The sequence below is a fragment of the Pseudomonas sp. BIOMIG1BAC genome, from assembly GCF_001705995.2.
GTDB classification, from domain to species: domain Bacteria; phylum Pseudomonadota; class Gammaproteobacteria; order Pseudomonadales; family Pseudomonadaceae; genus Aquipseudomonas; species Aquipseudomonas sessilinigenes.
Genome location: NZ_CP049045.1, coordinates 5,918,656 through 5,932,499 on the forward strand (window position 1 = coordinate 5,918,656; position 13,844 = coordinate 5,932,499).

Annotated in this window: 12 protein-coding genes and 2 pseudogenes; 6 read left to right on the top strand and 8 right to left on the bottom strand. The window is 58.8% G+C overall.

All coding sequences use genetic code 11. The features are described 5' to 3' along the window. Window positions 1–492 precede the first annotated feature (492 nt). Window positions 493–3,384, top strand: coding sequence for a ribonucleoside-diphosphate reductase subunit alpha (locus tag ATY02_RS27300; RefSeq protein WP_068587566.1), 2,892 nt, complete (start codon window positions 493–495; stop codon window positions 3,382–3,384). Between the two features lie 232 nt (window positions 3,385–3,616). Here the strand turns inward: ATY02_RS27300 and flgE are convergent, their stop codons facing one another. From flgE to ATY02_RS27330, 6 genes and pseudogenes are all read right to left on the bottom strand, one after another. Further along, window positions 3,617–4,951 (bottom strand): flagellar hook protein FlgE, encoded by a 1,335-nt coding sequence (gene flgE / locus ATY02_RS27305; RefSeq protein WP_124347024.1) that lies wholly within the window; start codon window positions 4,949–4,951, stop codon window positions 3,617–3,619. A gap of 28 nt (window positions 4,952–4,979) precedes the next feature. Continuing rightward, on the bottom strand, window positions 4,980–5,708 hold the full coding sequence (flgD, locus tag ATY02_RS27310; RefSeq protein ID WP_124347023.1) for a flagellar hook assembly protein FlgD: 729 nt from the start codon (window positions 5,706–5,708) through the stop codon (window positions 4,980–4,982). Window positions 5,709–5,723: 15 nt separating this feature from the next. Continuing rightward, window positions 5,724–6,167 (bottom strand): flagellar basal body rod protein FlgC, encoded by a 444-nt coding sequence (flgC, locus tag ATY02_RS27315; protein WP_068587379.1) that lies wholly within the window; start codon window positions 6,165–6,167, stop codon window positions 5,724–5,726. Window positions 6,168–6,170: 3 nt separating this feature from the next. Continuing rightward, the gene (gene flgB / locus ATY02_RS27320) at window positions 6,171–6,578 is read right to left on the bottom strand and encodes a flagellar basal body rod protein FlgB (protein ID WP_068595672.1); all 408 of its coding nucleotides are present in this window, start codon (window positions 6,576–6,578) and stop codon (window positions 6,171–6,173) included. 254 nt (window positions 6,579–6,832) lie between these two features. Next, window positions 6,833–7,660: a protein-glutamate O-methyltransferase CheR gene (cheR, locus tag ATY02_RS27325; protein ID WP_068578588.1), complete on the bottom strand. Its 828-nt coding sequence runs from the start codon at window positions 7,658–7,660 to the stop codon at window positions 6,833–6,835. 43 nt (window positions 7,661–7,703) lie between these two features. Further along, window positions 7,704–7,856: pseudogene (locus ATY02_RS27330) on the bottom strand (chemotaxis protein CheV); the annotation flags it as partial. 35 nt (window positions 7,857–7,891) lie between these two features. Between ATY02_RS27330 and ATY02_RS27335 the strand changes: the two are divergent. Then, window positions 7,892–8,929 carry an IS630-like element ISPa47 family transposase gene (locus tag ATY02_RS27335; protein WP_011911785.1) on the top strand — a complete coding sequence of 346 codons (1,038 nt, stop codon included), beginning with the start codon at window positions 7,892–7,894 and terminating at the stop codon, window positions 8,927–8,929. Window positions 8,930–8,953: 24 nt separating this feature from the next. Here ATY02_RS27335 and ATY02_RS27340 read toward each other — a convergent pair. Next, window positions 8,954–9,745 (bottom strand): annotated as a pseudogene (locus ATY02_RS27340) (chemotaxis protein); the annotation flags it as partial. A 75-nt stretch (window positions 9,746–9,820) separates the two neighbouring features. Here ATY02_RS27340 and flgA point away from each other — a divergent pair. From flgA to ATY02_RS27360, 4 genes are all read left to right on the top strand, one after another. Next, window positions 9,821–10,582, top strand: a complete 762-nt coding sequence (gene flgA / locus ATY02_RS27345; protein ID WP_068584609.1) for a flagellar basal body P-ring formation chaperone FlgA — start codon at window positions 9,821–9,823, stop codon at window positions 10,580–10,582. Between the two features lie 153 nt (window positions 10,583–10,735). Beyond that, window positions 10,736–11,053, top strand: coding sequence for a flagellar biosynthesis anti-sigma factor FlgM (gene flgM / locus ATY02_RS27350; protein WP_068584611.1), 318 nt, complete (start codon window positions 10,736–10,738; stop codon window positions 11,051–11,053). Between the two features lie 48 nt (window positions 11,054–11,101). Then, window positions 11,102–11,569 (top strand): flagella synthesis protein FlgN, encoded by a 468-nt coding sequence (locus ATY02_RS27355; protein WP_068584614.1) that lies wholly within the window; start codon window positions 11,102–11,104, stop codon window positions 11,567–11,569. A 96-nt stretch (window positions 11,570–11,665) separates the two neighbouring features. Beyond that, a complete protein-coding gene (locus ATY02_RS27360; protein ID WP_068584623.1) occupies window positions 11,666–12,412 on the top strand; it encodes a flagellar brake protein in 747 nt (248 codons plus the stop codon). Between the two features lie 52 nt (window positions 12,413–12,464). Here the strand turns inward: ATY02_RS27360 and ATY02_RS27365 are convergent, their stop codons facing one another. Further along, window positions 12,465–13,829: an MFS transporter gene (locus ATY02_RS27365; RefSeq protein WP_068584626.1), complete on the bottom strand. Its 1,365-nt coding sequence runs from the start codon at window positions 13,827–13,829 to the stop codon at window positions 12,465–12,467. Window positions 13,830–13,844 lie beyond the last annotated feature (15 nt).

The window sequence follows — 13,844 nt, forward strand, 5'->3', positions numbered from 1 at the left end:
GGGACTGCGGGCTGCAAGAGTTTTACCCAAACCATGCACACTTTACGCACAAACTTATCCACAGGCCTTACGTTGCAACCACCCCCTAAACGCATTATCTTGTAGCCCGGCGGCAAAAAAACCCTACATCTAGGGTTTTCCCCAAAAAACCAAACACAATTCAGACAAGAAACTCAAGCGCTTTTCTTGCGCCCGTTTGGTTGAACCAATCGCTGTTTTAGAAGACCAACACCGCACGCGCGGATGGCACCGTTTTCTACCTCGTTCAGGAGAAGGCGGTACGGGTGTTGCAGCAAGAGATTGCCACCCATCAGGAACAAGATGCCGGAGCAGATCCCGGCATCCATGACTTCGGCATGGAAGCGGCGCCAAGAGCCCTTCCTGAACTGTCCCGAAGTCGTTATGCCGGCCCGCGCCGGTAATAGTGCTTCAGGACGGAACGGTGGGCACCTTATGGGTGCCCAAACAAACATAGAGAACGTGGAGAGACCCATGCAAACCGACACAACTCGCGAGAACCCGCAGGCCAATGCGCCGCAGGCCGCCGATTCCAACCTGGATCTGTCTGCTACCGCACCTGGCCAATTGCGCGTGATCAAGCGTAACGGCACTGTCGTCCCCTACACCGACGACAAGATCACCGTCGCTATCACCAAAGCGTTCCTCGCAGTTGAAGGCGGCACCGCTGCTGCCTCGTCGCGAATCCACGACACCGTGGCCCGCCTGACCGAACAAGTCACCGCGACCTTCAAGCGCCGCATGCCTTCGGGCGGCACCATCCACATCGAAGAGATCCAGGACCAGGTAGAACTGGCCCTGATGCGTGCCGGCGAGCAGAAAGTCGCTCGCGACTACGTGATCTACCGCGACTCCCGCGCCAAGGAGCGCGCCACCCGCTCTACCAGCGAAGAGCCGGTGAACGCTCACCCTTCGATCCGCATCTCCCGCGCCGACGGCAGCTTCGCTCCCCTGGACATGGGCCGCCTGAACACCATCGTCAGCGAAGCCTGCGAAGGGCTGGAAGAAGTCGACGGCGAGCTGATCCAGCGCGAGACCCTGAAGAACCTCTACGACGGCGTAGCCATCAAGGACGTCAACACCGCCCTGGTGATGACCGCCCGCACCCTGGTGGAGCGCGAGCCGAACTACTCGTTCGTCACCGCCCGCCTGCTGATGGATACCCTGCGCGCCGAAGCCCTGGGCTTCCTGGACGTCGCCGACAGCGCCACCCACCACGAAATGGCCGACCTGTACGCCAAGGCCCTGCCGGCCTACGTCGCCAAGGGTGTCGAGTTCGAACTGCTGAACCCGGTACTGGCTGAATTCGACCTGGAGAAACTCGGCAAGGCGATCAACCACGAGCGCGACCAGCAGTTCACCTACCTGGGCCTGCAGACCCTGTACGACCGCTACTTCATCCACAAGGACGGCGTGCGTTTCGAACTGCCACAGATCTTCTTCATGCGCGTGGCCATGGGCCTGGCGATCGAAGAGAAACAACGCGAAGACCGCGCCATCGAGTTCTACAACCTGTTGTCGTCCTTCGACTACATGGCCTCGACCCCGACCCTGTTCAACGCCGGCACCCTGCGTCCACAACTGTCCAGCTGCTACCTGACCACCGTTCCGGACGACCTGTCGGGCATCTACGGCGCCATCCACGACAACGCCATGCTGTCGAAATTCGCTGGCGGCCTGGGTAACGACTGGACCCCGGTACGTGCCCTGGGCTCGTACATCAAGGGCACCAATGGCAAGTCCCAAGGTGTCGTGCCGTTCCTGAAAGTAGTCAACGACACCGCCGTCGCGGTCAACCAGGGCGGCAAGCGCAAGGGCGCGGTCTGCGCCTACCTGGAAACCTGGCACCTGGACATCGAGGAATTCCTCGAGCTGCGCAAGAACACCGGTGACGACCGTCGCCGTACCCACGACATGAACACCGCCAACTGGATCCCGGACCTGTTCATGAAGCGCGTCTTCGATGACGGCAAGTGGACCCTGTTCTCGCCAAACGAAGTACCCGATCTGCACGACCTGACCGGCAAGGCCTTCGAAGAGCGCTACGAGTACTACGAAGCCCTGACCGAGTACAACAAGATCAAGGTATTCAAGACCATCCAGGCCAAAGACCTGTGGCGCAAGATGCTGTCGATGCTGTTCGAGACCGGCCACCCATGGCTGACCTTCAAGGACCCATGCAACCTGCGCTCGCCGCAGCAGCACGTGGGCGTGGTCCACAGCTCGAACCTGTGCACCGAGATCACCCTGAACACCAACAAGGACGAGATCGCCGTCTGCAACCTGGGCTCGATCAACCTGCCGAACCACATCGTCGACGGCAAGCTCGATACCGCCAAGCTGGCACGCACCGTCAAGACTGCCGTGCGCATGCTCGACAACGTGATCGACATCAACTACTACTCGGTTCCGCAAGCACAGAACTCGAACTTCAAGCACCGCCCAGTAGGCCTGGGCATCATGGGCTTCCAGGATTCGCTGTACCTGCAGCACATCCCGTACGGTTCGGATGCCGCGGTGGAGTTCGCCGACAAGTCCATGGAAGCGGTCAGCTACTACGCGATCCAGGCCTCCTGCGACCTGGCCGACGAGCGCGGTTCCTACCAGACCTTCGAGGGTTCCCTGTGGTCCCAGGGCATCCTGCCACTGGACAGCCAGCAGATCCTGATCGAGGCCCGTGGCGCCAAGTACATCGACGTCAACCTGGAAGAGTCCCTGGATTGGGCGCCGATTCGCGAGCGCGTCAAGAAAGGCATCCGTAACTCGAACATCATGGCCATTGCGCCGACCGCGACCATCGCCAACATCACCGGCGTATCGCAGTCGATCGAGCCGACCTACCAGAACCTGTACGTGAAGTCGAACCTGTCGGGCGAGTTCACCGTGATCAACCCATACCTGGTGCGCGACCTCAAGGCTCGCGGCCTGTGGGACTCGGTCATGATCAACGACCTGAAGTACTACGACGGTTCCGTGCAGCAGATCGAGCGTATCCCGCAAGAGCTGAAGGACCTGTACGCCACCGCGTTCGAAGTCGAGACCAAGTGGATCGTCGATGCCGCCTCCCGCCGCCAGAAGTGGATCGACCAGGCTCAGTCGCTGAACCTGTACATCGCCGGCGCTTCGGGCAAGAAGCTGGACGTGACCTACCGCATGGCTTGGTACCGTGGCCTGAAAACCACCTACTACCTCCGCGCCCTGGCCGCCACCAGCACCGAGAAGTCCACCATCAACACCGGCAAGCTGAATGCTGTATCCAGCGGCGGTGACCATGGCGACAGCTCGATCCTGGCAGCCCCAGCCGGTCCTGCTCCAGTGCCGAAGGCTTGCGCCATCGACGAGCCGGATTGCGAAGCTTGCCAATAAGCTGAACCGACAGGTGCCCCACGGGCACCTGCACCAACCCCCGATATGCCACCGGTGTATCGGGGGTTTTCTTTTGCCTGATCCCAGCACTCCTTGCTTGCACCGGCCTGCTGGCGACCCAGCTCACTGCATGCCTTACCGCTCCCCAAAGAGCAGGGACGAATACCAAAACGCGGGCATGAAAAAGCCCCTCGGGGAGGGGCTTCTTGTCCAGCGCGTCAGCGACCCCGCATCAGGTCATCTGGATGGTGGTCTGCATGATGGTGCTCTGGGTAGAGATGGTCTTGGCGTTCGCCTGATAGTTGCTCTGGGCCTTGATCAGGTTCACCAGCTCGTTGGTCAGGTTGACGTTGGACTCTTCCAGGGCGTTGGACTGGATTGAACCCAAGGTACCAGTCTTGGGGGCGTCATAACCTGGAATACCCGAGGAGTAGGTTTCTTTCCATTGGGTGCCGCCTACCGGCTGCAGACCCTGCTCGTTGGTGAAGCTGGCCAGGGAGATCTGGCCGATCGCCTTGGTCTGCTCGTTGCTGAAGTTGGCGAGCAGGACGCCGGTGCCATCGATCGTCAGGTTGGTGATCTGGCCAGTGGAATAGCCATTCTGCGCGATCACCGTGCGGTTGTTGTCACCGAGCACCGAGCCGGTCTTGGTCATGTCGATGCTGACCCCGGCCGGGGCCGGCTTGGCGCCGTTAGGGGTGAAAACGCCGTTGGTCACAGTACCTGGTGTCCAGGCTGTGGCAGACATGACAATTTTGTTACCACTCACAGTGAATGGGCTTACGAGAGGTGCAGCCGGGGGCGTGATGGAAGCCAGCTTGCCCGATGAGTCGAAGTTGATGGTGATCGGCGACTGCATTGGGTTATTGAAAGCCGTACCGTTCGGGTTGCGCCCCTCGACCAGGGTATAGGTCTGCCACTGGTTAGGACCGGTCTTGATCATGTACTGGTCCATGATGTGCTTGTTGCCCTGGGTATCATAGATCGGGGTACTGAACTGCTTGGTATAGGTAGTGTTGTCAGTAGGGTCGAACTTGTAGGTCGCAGCTGCCGTATTGATGACATCAGCGCTGGAGTTCAGGTTGATGGTCGAGGAGATCGCGTCGGTTGGCTTTGGCGGCAGGTTCGAGGTATCGATCCGCAGGTCGGTCAGCACGCCATTGATGATCTTGCCGTTGTCATCCACGCCATAGCCCTGCAGGCGGGCAGTGCCATCACTGTTGGTGATGTAGCCTTCCTTGTCGGTCTTGAAGGTACCGGCACGGGTATAGGACAGCGAACCATTGGTGCTCAGCACGAAGAAGCCCTGACCCTGGATGCCCATGTCCAGCACGTTGCCAGTGTTGTTGATATCACCGTTGGTGAACTGCTGGGAAACGTTGGCCAGGCGCACGCCGTTGCCCACCACCTGGGTACCGCTGCCCAGTTTGGTGGCCGAATACACGTCGGCGAACTCTGTCCGGGACGACTTGAAGCCGGTGGTCGCCACGTTGGCAATGTTGTTACCAGTCACATCCAGTTGTTTGCTGGCAGCGTAGAGGCCGCTAAGGCCGACGTTGAAAGACATATTCCACTCCTTTTGCCGCTAGTCGGCTCTAGATACCAATAGTTTGAACTTTGGACAGCCCGACCGGGCTGCTCATGCCTGCCAGGTTCAGCATCAACTCTCCACCGGTCTGACTGATGGTGACGCTGTTGACCGTGGCCGGCAGGTAGGTGACCAAGGCTGTGCCCTTGCCATCGATAGTCGTGCTGGCCTTGAAGCTGTAGTTGCCCGGCGCGGCCTTGGTCCCGTCGGTCTTGGTGCCATCCCAGACAAAACTGGCGTTGCCAGCCTTCTGGCTGCCCATGTCGATGGTCTTGACGATGTTGCCGTCCTTGTCGGTGATGGTCATGGTCACCGAACTGACGCTGGCCGGGATAGTCACCGAGCCCGTCATGCTCTTGCTGGTGTCGACCTGGGTGGTACCGCTCTGGACGATCACCGAACGCCCCACCAGGGAAGAGGCCTGCAAGGCCTGGGAGGACTTGTAGTTGCCCGTGATGGAGTTCACCGAATCATTGAGGGTGGTAATCCCCTCCAGGGTCGAGAACTGCGCCAACTGGGCAACGAACGCGCTGTTGTCCTGCGGGTCCAATGGATTCTGGTTCTTCAGCTGGGTCACCAGCAACTTGAGGAACGCATCCTTGCCCAGGGCCTTCTTGCCTGTGGCGCTGTTGGTCGCCGCGGCAATGCCATCGGCACTGGTATTCGCGGTTTTCTTCGACGAATTGGCCAACACATCCTTGAGGGATGGGGCGGTAGTGGTATCAGTAACGCTCATCGAATTCGCCCCTTATCACTGACCGAGGGTCAGGACCTTCTGCATCATGGTTTTGGCGGTATTCATCATTTCAGCGTTGGTCTGGAACGAGCGACTGGCAGAAATCATGTCGGCCATCTCTTCCACCACATTGACGTTGGGGTAATAGACATACCCCTTGGCGTCGGCAGCCGGATGATTGGGCTCGTAACGGGGCTCGAGATTGCTTTGGTCCTCCACCACGCCCAGCACCTGTACCCCTTGGCCGGCGGCATCCTGGTTCTGGAACAGCGAGCCACTGCCACCGCCCTGGGCGTTCTGGAACATGGTGGCGAACACCGGGTGACGAGCGCGATAGGTCTGGTCGATGCTCGACGACACGCTCTCGGCGTTGGCGATGTTACTGGCAACGGTGTTCAGACGAGTGGTCTGGGCGCTCATGCCACTACCGGCAATATTGAAAACACTGGCAAGGGACATGGATTACTCTCCGCGCAGGGCTGCAACCAGCCCTTTGAATTTGCTGTTGAGCAGCGTGAAGCTGGCCTGGAAGTCCACCGAGTTCTGCGCATAGTTCGACTGCTCGAGCTGGGCATCCACAGTGTTCTGGTCGATCGAGGGCTGCATCGGCGTGCGATATTGCAACGACTCGTCGCCCTGGCTCAGCCCCTGGGCTTCGATGTGTCGGTTATTGGTCAGGTTCAAGGCAAAGCTGCCGTTCTTGGTCTTGTCGACCTGATCGGCGAGCACAGCTGAGAAGTCCAGGTCCCGAGCCTTGTAGTTAGGGGTATCGGCGTTGGCAATGTTGTTGGCCAGCACCTCGGCGCGCCTGGCGCGAAAGCCAAGAGCCTGTTCGTGGATACCGAGCGCTTTATCGAAGCTGATGCTCATGTCGGGAAACCTTTGGGAGACCTGATTTTTCGTTACCCTGAACTTAGCAAACTGCGTGCCAAGCCAATAAACCCCCATTTTCCGGGGCTTTCCCGGTAGTGACAAAGCGGCAAATGCCAGAAAAGCGGCAACGAATTTCCGCGAAGCGCCGGCAAAGCGGCAATCACCCAGCCTCCTCCCGCTCTCCCGGCAACAAACGGCAGGCACAAAAAAGGAGGCTCGAAAGCCTCCTTTTTCATTACAGCGGTCGCAGATCACTTCGCCTGGTAGATGATCCCCGGATTGCACTGCACCATCTGGTAATGGTCCGGCAAGCCATTGAGGGCTTCCGATGCCCCCAGGAACAGGTAGCCGCCCGGCTTCAATGTGCTGTGAATGCGCATCAGGATGTCCTTCTTGACCTCGGCCGAGAAGTAGATCAATACGTTGCGGCAAAACACGATGTCGAACTTGCCAAGACTGGCATAGCTGTCCAGCAGGTTGAACGAACGGAACTCCACGCGACTCTTGATCGGTGCCTTGACCACCCAGCGCCCCGGTCCCTTGGGGTCAAAATAACGCTGCAGGCGATCGGCCGAAAGGCCACGCCCAATGGCCAGGCTGTCGTACTCGCCGGTCTTGCAATTGTTGAGCATGGTTCCCGACAGATCGGTAGCAACGATCTGCACCCCCATCTTCAACTGGCCCATGTTGCTGCGCTCGAACTCATCGATGGACATCGATAGCGAATAGGGTTCCTGCCCCGAAGAACAGGCCGCGGACCAGATCCGCAAGCGCTGGTTGGGGTTGGCCCTAATCGCCTCGGGGAGCACCTTGTTCTTCAACACCTCGAACGGATAGGTGTCGCGAAACCACAAGGTTTCGTTGGTCGTCATGGCATCCACGACCATCTCGCGCAAGCCACCACGAGGCTGGGTCTGGATACGCTGGACCAGCTCACCCAAGGTTTTTATACCTTGCTGCTCCATCAATTTGTTGAGACGGCTCGAGACCAGATATTGCTTGTTTTCCCCGAGCAAAATACCACAGGCTTTTTCCAGGAAGACCCGGAACTGTTCAAAATCCAAATTACCCGTAGACAATGCTGCCGCCTCTTAAATCTATGTCCACCAAGGGCTGTTGCCCTCAGCTGTGGTCTGCTGCTTTGATCCGGTCAACAACCCGGGATGCCAGGTCATCAGGACGGAACTTGGCAAGGAAGTCATCGGCACCGACCTTCTTCACCATCGCCTGATTGAACACCCCTGACAACGAAGTATGCAGGATGATATTAACCTGGCAAATAAATAGGGCATATTAGATAATCTGTCTCCATGAAAATAGATGCCCGTAAACTCAGCCCCCAAGAACAACGTGAAAAGCGCTCCACGGCCCTACGCATGCGTGAGCAGGGTTACACCTACAAGGCTATTGGCGAAGCGGTTGGTGTTCACCCCCGCACTATTGCTCACTGGGCGCAGGTCGCAGAACATAAAGGCGAAAAGGCTGCCATTGCCGGCGGCCAGCGTGGTGTGCGCCAGGGTGATCGCCGCAGTTTGAGCTCCAGCCAGGAAGTGCTGATTCGCACCTTGATGACCGATAAGATGCCCGACCAACTCAAGCTCGGCTTTGCGCTCTGGACGCGTGATGCGGTGCGAGAACTGATCCGCCAGCGCTGTGGTTTTCTCATGCCGGTTCGAACGGTTGGTGAATACCTCAAGCGTTGGGGCTACACCCCGCAGCGCCCACTGCATCGGGCTTATCAGCAGAAACCTGAAGTGGTTCAGCACTGGCTGGATAATGAATATCCACGCATCGCACAGCGGGCCAGGGCTGAGAATGGTGAGATTCAGTGGGGCGACGAAACCGGTATGCGCAGTGACAGCCATGCTGGCCGCAGCTACGCCCCTATTGGCGAAACGCCGGTGCGCCTGGTCAGCGGCAGTCGTTTTTCCACCAACATGATTTCCACCGTGACCAATCGGGGCAAACTGCGCTTCATGCTGTATCGGGAAACGCTGACAGCCCCAGTGCTGATTCGCTTCCTGAGTCGCCTGATTCGCGATGCTCAGGGCCGCAAGGTGTTCCTGATTCTCGACAACCTGCGCGTACACCACAGCAAAAAGGTGAGCGCCTGGGTTGGCGACCGCAAAGAGCAAATCGAACTGTTCTTCTTGCCGGCCTACGCCCCGGAGTTGAACCCTGACGAGTATTTGAATTGTGATTTGAAACATCAGGTTCGCACGGGCTTGCCGGCGCGTAATCAGGACGAACTGGAAAGGCGTGTTCGCTCGGTCATGAGACGATTGCAATTACGCCCTCAAAGAATCCGTTCTTATTTCCGGCATCCACGTATCGCCTACGCAGCATGATTTGGTGTATTTGATTGCCGGGTTAATATGCAGCTTTTGCATGCGTGGATCATTACGTATCTCGGCCGTGAGGGTGTAACCGTCCATTTCAGGCATCTCGATGTCGGAAATCATCATGAGGAATTCCTCCTCCGGCTTCTTCCCTTCATCCACCAGCTTGCGCAGGTAATCCAGCGCCTGCCGTCCATCGTTCAATGCCACTACCTCGACGCCCACGGTCTGCAGGCAACGAGTGACCTGCTTGCGGGCCACCGACGAATCGTCAACGGTCAGCACACGCAGGGAAATTGCCTTGTGCTGGGTCTCGACATCCACCACGCCGACCGAGATCGCCTCGGAGGTAGGCGCGACTTCCGCCAGGACCTTCTCCACGTCGATGATTTCGACCAGTTGGTTATCCACCCGGGTCACCGCCGTCAGGTAATGATCGCGTCCGGTGCCCTTGGGCGGCGGATGGATTTCTTCCCAGTTCATGTTGACGATGCGTTCTACCGAGCGCACCAGGAACCCCTGGGTCTTGGTGTTGTACTCAGTGATGATGACGAACGGGTTGCTCTGGTCCTGCAAGCCACCAGAACCCGTAGCCATTGCCAGATCCAGGATCGGAATGGTCGCCCCTCGAATATTCGCGACACCGCACACCACAGGACTGGATTTGGGCATCAGGGTCAACTTGGGGCACTGCAGCACCTCGCGAACCTTGAATACGTTGATCCCATAGAGCTGCTCGCCGTCCAGACGGAACAGCAGCAGCTCCAGGCGATTCTGCCCAACCAGTTGCGTGCGCTGGTTTACCGAATCCATTACACCAGCCATGCCCAGACTCCCCAAAGCTTTAAGATCCGACGCACGCTCATTGCTAAACGGCACGGCGCTTGCTTTTTAACTGTTATGAACGCCAAAACGACATTTTTTCGACGCCTGACATCGCAAAGCCGCCAATTACTCTGCGGCCTTGCCATGTTGTGCATTTTAAACCCTGGCGGCCCTGCCGTTGCTGATTCGGTCACCCTGCCTGATTTGCTTATCGGCGTGACTCAAGGGTTTCTTGAATTCACGGTAGAAGACTACCTGGCTACCAGTCAAACGGAAGGACGCTACGAAATCCAAGTCAATCAGCTGGATCCTCGGATGCGCATGCCTGCCTGCGACAAGGAATTGACAGCCACCCTGGAAAGCCCGGCACAACCGCTGGGTCGGGTAACCGTCAAGGTCCGCTGCGACGGGGGGTCGCCTTGGACGGTATTCGTCCCGGCACAGGTCAAGCTATTTCGTGAAGTGGTCACCAGCGTTCGCCCTCTCAAACGCACAGCCATCATCGAGCCAGAGGATGTCGCGCTGCGCGAACGAGATATCAGCCAGGGCGGCCAGAGCTACCTGACCTCGCTTGACCAGGCCATTGGACAGAAACTTGTCCGACCAATGGTCGCAGATCAAGTCATCAGCCTTGCCCACCTGGAGCAGGCCGAGGTGGTACGCAAGGGTGATCAGGTGGTGATATCGGCACGCAGCGGCAGCTTGAATGTAAGAATGCCAGGGGAAGCGTTGTCCAACGGAGGACTGAGTGAGCAAATCAGGGTGAAGAACCTGAACTCGCAGCGAGTGATCAAGGCCCGTGTCATAGCGCCAGGCCAGGTAGAAGTGGCGATGTAGATAACTGGCGCTCGCCCTGCTCGTTCCCTAAACTGTGGTCACGAACTTGGGTTGCCGATAACTGCGTTGGCTTGCCGACAATTGAGCCTAAAGTTTTTCACGATATGGCCGAGAACATGGCAAGCGTCCAAATACCCAGAGGTTTTCTTCATCATGGTCATCGACTTCAGCCGTTTGAACAGTTCCCCTTCACTGACAGGCAGTACGCGTACCAGCGCCAGCAAGGAAACCGGCGATGCCGGCAAATCCGCGCCGCTGACGACTTCGGCCGAGACCAGCAAAAGCGGGGAATCGGTCCACCTCAGCAATGAGGCCCAACAGTTGCAACGAATCACTGACAAGCTGCGCGATCAGCCTGTTGCCGACAAAGCCCGAGTGGCAGAGTTGAAGCAAGCCATTGCCGATGGCAGCTACAAAGTCGACAGCAACCGTATAGCCAGCAAACTGCTCAACTTCGAAGCCCTGCGCTAGCCACAGGCTTGCGCCAGGCTTTTGGACGCTTAATCCCCAAGGCCAGCCATGCACGATACCAATCTACTGCAACTGATCAACGACGACCTTGCTCCAGCTCAACAACTGCTGGAGTTGCTCAGAGCCGAATCCCTAGCCCTGCATGGCCGCGATATGCCACTGCTGGAAGACATTCTGGCGCAAAAGCAGGCGTTGATCGTCTTGCTGGAGCAGCATGGCCGCAAGCGCACATTGCTTCTGGACAGCCTCGGCCTGCCAGCCAATCGCGAAGGCCTCGAACAGGTAGCCAGCCATTCCAGCCTGGGCGAACAGCTGCTGGAACAAAGCGACCTGCTGACCCAACTCCTCACGGACTGCCAGGCTACCAACGAGCTCAATGGCCGCTCGATCCAGATCCAGCAGGCCACCACCGCCAACCAGCTGAAAATCCTCAACGGCGGCGAACCTCCAGCACTCTATGACGCCCGCGGCTCCACCTCGATGCTTGCGAAGCCCCGCCCACTCAGTCAGGCTTAGGCCGCAAAAATGAGCGCGTGCTACCAAGCCGCAAAACATGCTGGCAGAATGCCAGCAATTGCGTGTAGTCGTATTCTGTCTGGAGATTGATGAACCGTGTTCAATGCCTCAAACGCGGAAGATGCTCCGCAACCGCCCAAGGTGCTTACCACTGCACTGGAGATTTCCTCCAACCTGCGGTTGCTACAAGAGAGCCATGACCCTCTGATCATCACCTTCCACGAGCGCAGCCAGCGCTTTCAAAGCTATATGGTGGAAGTGGATCGCGACGACAACATGATCGCGCTCGATGAAATGATCCCCCGCGATGGCGAGCGTTTCATGCTGGCTGGCGAACCGTTTCGCGTTGAAGGGTTCCATGAAGGCGTCCGCATCGCCTGGGAAAGCAATGGCGTACCGACCCTGGATGAATCCAACGGTGGCCGCTGCTATCGCACCACCCTGCCGGACGAAGTGGTCTACCACCAGCGCCGCAATGCCTTCCGCGCAGCCCTGAAGCTGGCACAACTGGTAGATATCGAACTCGGCGGCGACAAGCTCAAGTCGCCACTCACCGGCAAACTGCTGGATATCTCCGCCACAGGCTGCAAGCTGCGCTTTGATGGTGAGATTTCTGCACGCCTGCAACTGGGCCAGGTCTACGAGCGCTTCATCGCCGCCCTGCCCTTTGGCAGCATGACCGCCCCGGTGGAACTGCGCTACCTGCACTATGAAGAAAGGATCGACACCACCTTCGCCGGTGTACGCTTCCACAACATGAGCGGCCTGGTACAGCGCCAGGTAGAGCGCTTCGTCTACCAGTTGCAGCGTGAAGCACGCCGCTTCGACAAAGACGACATCTAGTCATCGAAGCCTTATGAACAACGGGCAGTCGCCGCCAGGCACTGCCCGTTTTTCATTCCCGGGGTTTTGTCTCGCCAAGCTCCTCGACTGCTGCCTCCTGCGCTGTCGGCACCTCGGCCACAGGCTCTTCGCCTGGCACGGCATCCTCTGCCGGGGCGACTTGCATCTGGTCCTGCCCCACTTGCTCGTCCACCCGCGGATCGAGGGCCGCGACCAGCGGTGAACTGGACATGCTGTCCGGCATCGCCACGTGATGCAGCGGAGCGTCGTCGACCTGATGCAGGTTGGTCACGGCCTTCGGCCGTATCCGCCAGACCAGCACCAGCGCAAAGAAACAGAAGAAGGCATAGAGCATCTGGCTGCCGAACAACTTCATCAACACCCCTGCCGCCAAAGGCCCGATGCTTGCCCCCACGCCATAGGTCACTAGCAGCATCGCCGTCAGCGACACCCGCCGATCACCCTCGACATGGTCGTTGGAAAACGCCACAGCCAGCGGATAAAGACAGAACTGCATCAGGGAGCAGAGAACCCCCAGGATGAACAACACCTCCAAAGGCACTGTAGGCAAGAGGGCCAGCGGCAAGGCCATCACCGCCAGGAACAAGGCGAAGCAGCGAATCAGCAGCGCCCGGTCAAAGCGGTCCGACAACCACCCCAGGGGCCATTGCACGAGCAGCCCGGCAAAGATGCAGCTCCCCATGAACAGGCCCACCTGCTCGGTACTCAGGCCCTGCTGCGAGGCATAGAGCGGCGCCAGGCCATAGAACGAACCGACGATCAGCCCTGACCCCAAAACCGTGCTCAAGGACTGCGGGACGCGCTTGATGAAGAAACGCGGCTCCATCGGCGCCGGACGCAGGGGCGCTGGGTGGATCCGCCGAGTCATCGCCACCGGCACCAGGCACAGCGCAAAACACAGCGCCACCAGCATCAGCAGCTCCAGCCCCAGAGCCGGATGCAGGACCAGGATCAGCTGCCCCAGGACCAGTCCCAGGTAGGACGCGATCATGTAGCCGCTGAAGACCACGCCACGCTGCTTGGCATCGGCCTGCTCGTTGAGCCAGCTCTCAATGACCATGTACTGGCACATCATCCCCAGGCCAACGATCATCCGCAGCACCAGCCAGGCGGGCAACCAATTCACCAACCCATGCCCAAGCACCGCCGCACCGACGATCCCGGCACAGGTGGCATAGGCCCGGATATGCCCGACCCTGGCGATCAGCCGGTGCCCCAGCTTGCCCCCCAGAACCAGGCCAAAATAGTTGGCCGCCATCAAGGCACCGACCCACAGGCCGTCGACATGATCGGCCGCCAGGCGCAAGGCCAGGTAGGTACTGAGCAAGCCCGAGCCGATCAACATCATCAGCGAGGCGAAATACAGCGCGCGAAAGGATTTCCAGATCTGGCGCATCGGCGTTCCGGGCGG

What these genes read in the sequence shown, in the direction of transcription:
- ATY02_RS27300 (WP_068587566.1), top strand. Translation starts at nt 493, where the DNA reads ATGCAAACCGACACAACTCGCGAGAACCCGCAGGCCAATGCGCCGCAG.
- flgE (WP_124347024.1), bottom strand. Translation starts at nt 4,951, where the DNA reads ATGTCTTTCAACGTCGGCCTTAGCGGCCTCTACGCTGCCAGCAAACAA.
- flgD (WP_124347023.1), bottom strand. Translation starts at nt 5,708, where the DNA reads ATGAGCGTTACTGATACCACTACCGCCCCATCCCTCAAGGATGTGTTG.
- flgC (WP_068587379.1), bottom strand. Translation starts at nt 6,167, where the DNA reads ATGTCCCTTGCCAGTGTTTTCAATATTGCCGGTAGTGGCATGAGCGCC.
- flgB (WP_068595672.1), bottom strand. Translation starts at nt 6,578, where the DNA reads ATGAGCATCAGCTTCGATAAAGCGCTCGGTATCCACGAACAGGCTCTT.
- ATY02_RS27335 (WP_011911785.1), top strand. Translation starts at nt 7,892, where the DNA reads ATGAAAATAGATGCCCGTAAACTCAGCCCCCAAGAACAACGTGAAAAG.
- flgA (WP_068584609.1), top strand. Translation starts at nt 9,821, where the DNA reads ATGAACGCCAAAACGACATTTTTTCGACGCCTGACATCGCAAAGCCGC.
- flgM (WP_068584611.1), top strand. Translation starts at nt 10,736, where the DNA reads ATGGTCATCGACTTCAGCCGTTTGAACAGTTCCCCTTCACTGACAGGC.
- ATY02_RS27355 (WP_068584614.1), top strand. Translation starts at nt 11,102, where the DNA reads ATGCACGATACCAATCTACTGCAACTGATCAACGACGACCTTGCTCCA.
- ATY02_RS27365 (WP_068584626.1), bottom strand. Translation starts at nt 13,829, where the DNA reads ATGCGCCAGATCTGGAAATCCTTTCGCGCGCTGTATTTCGCCTCGCTG.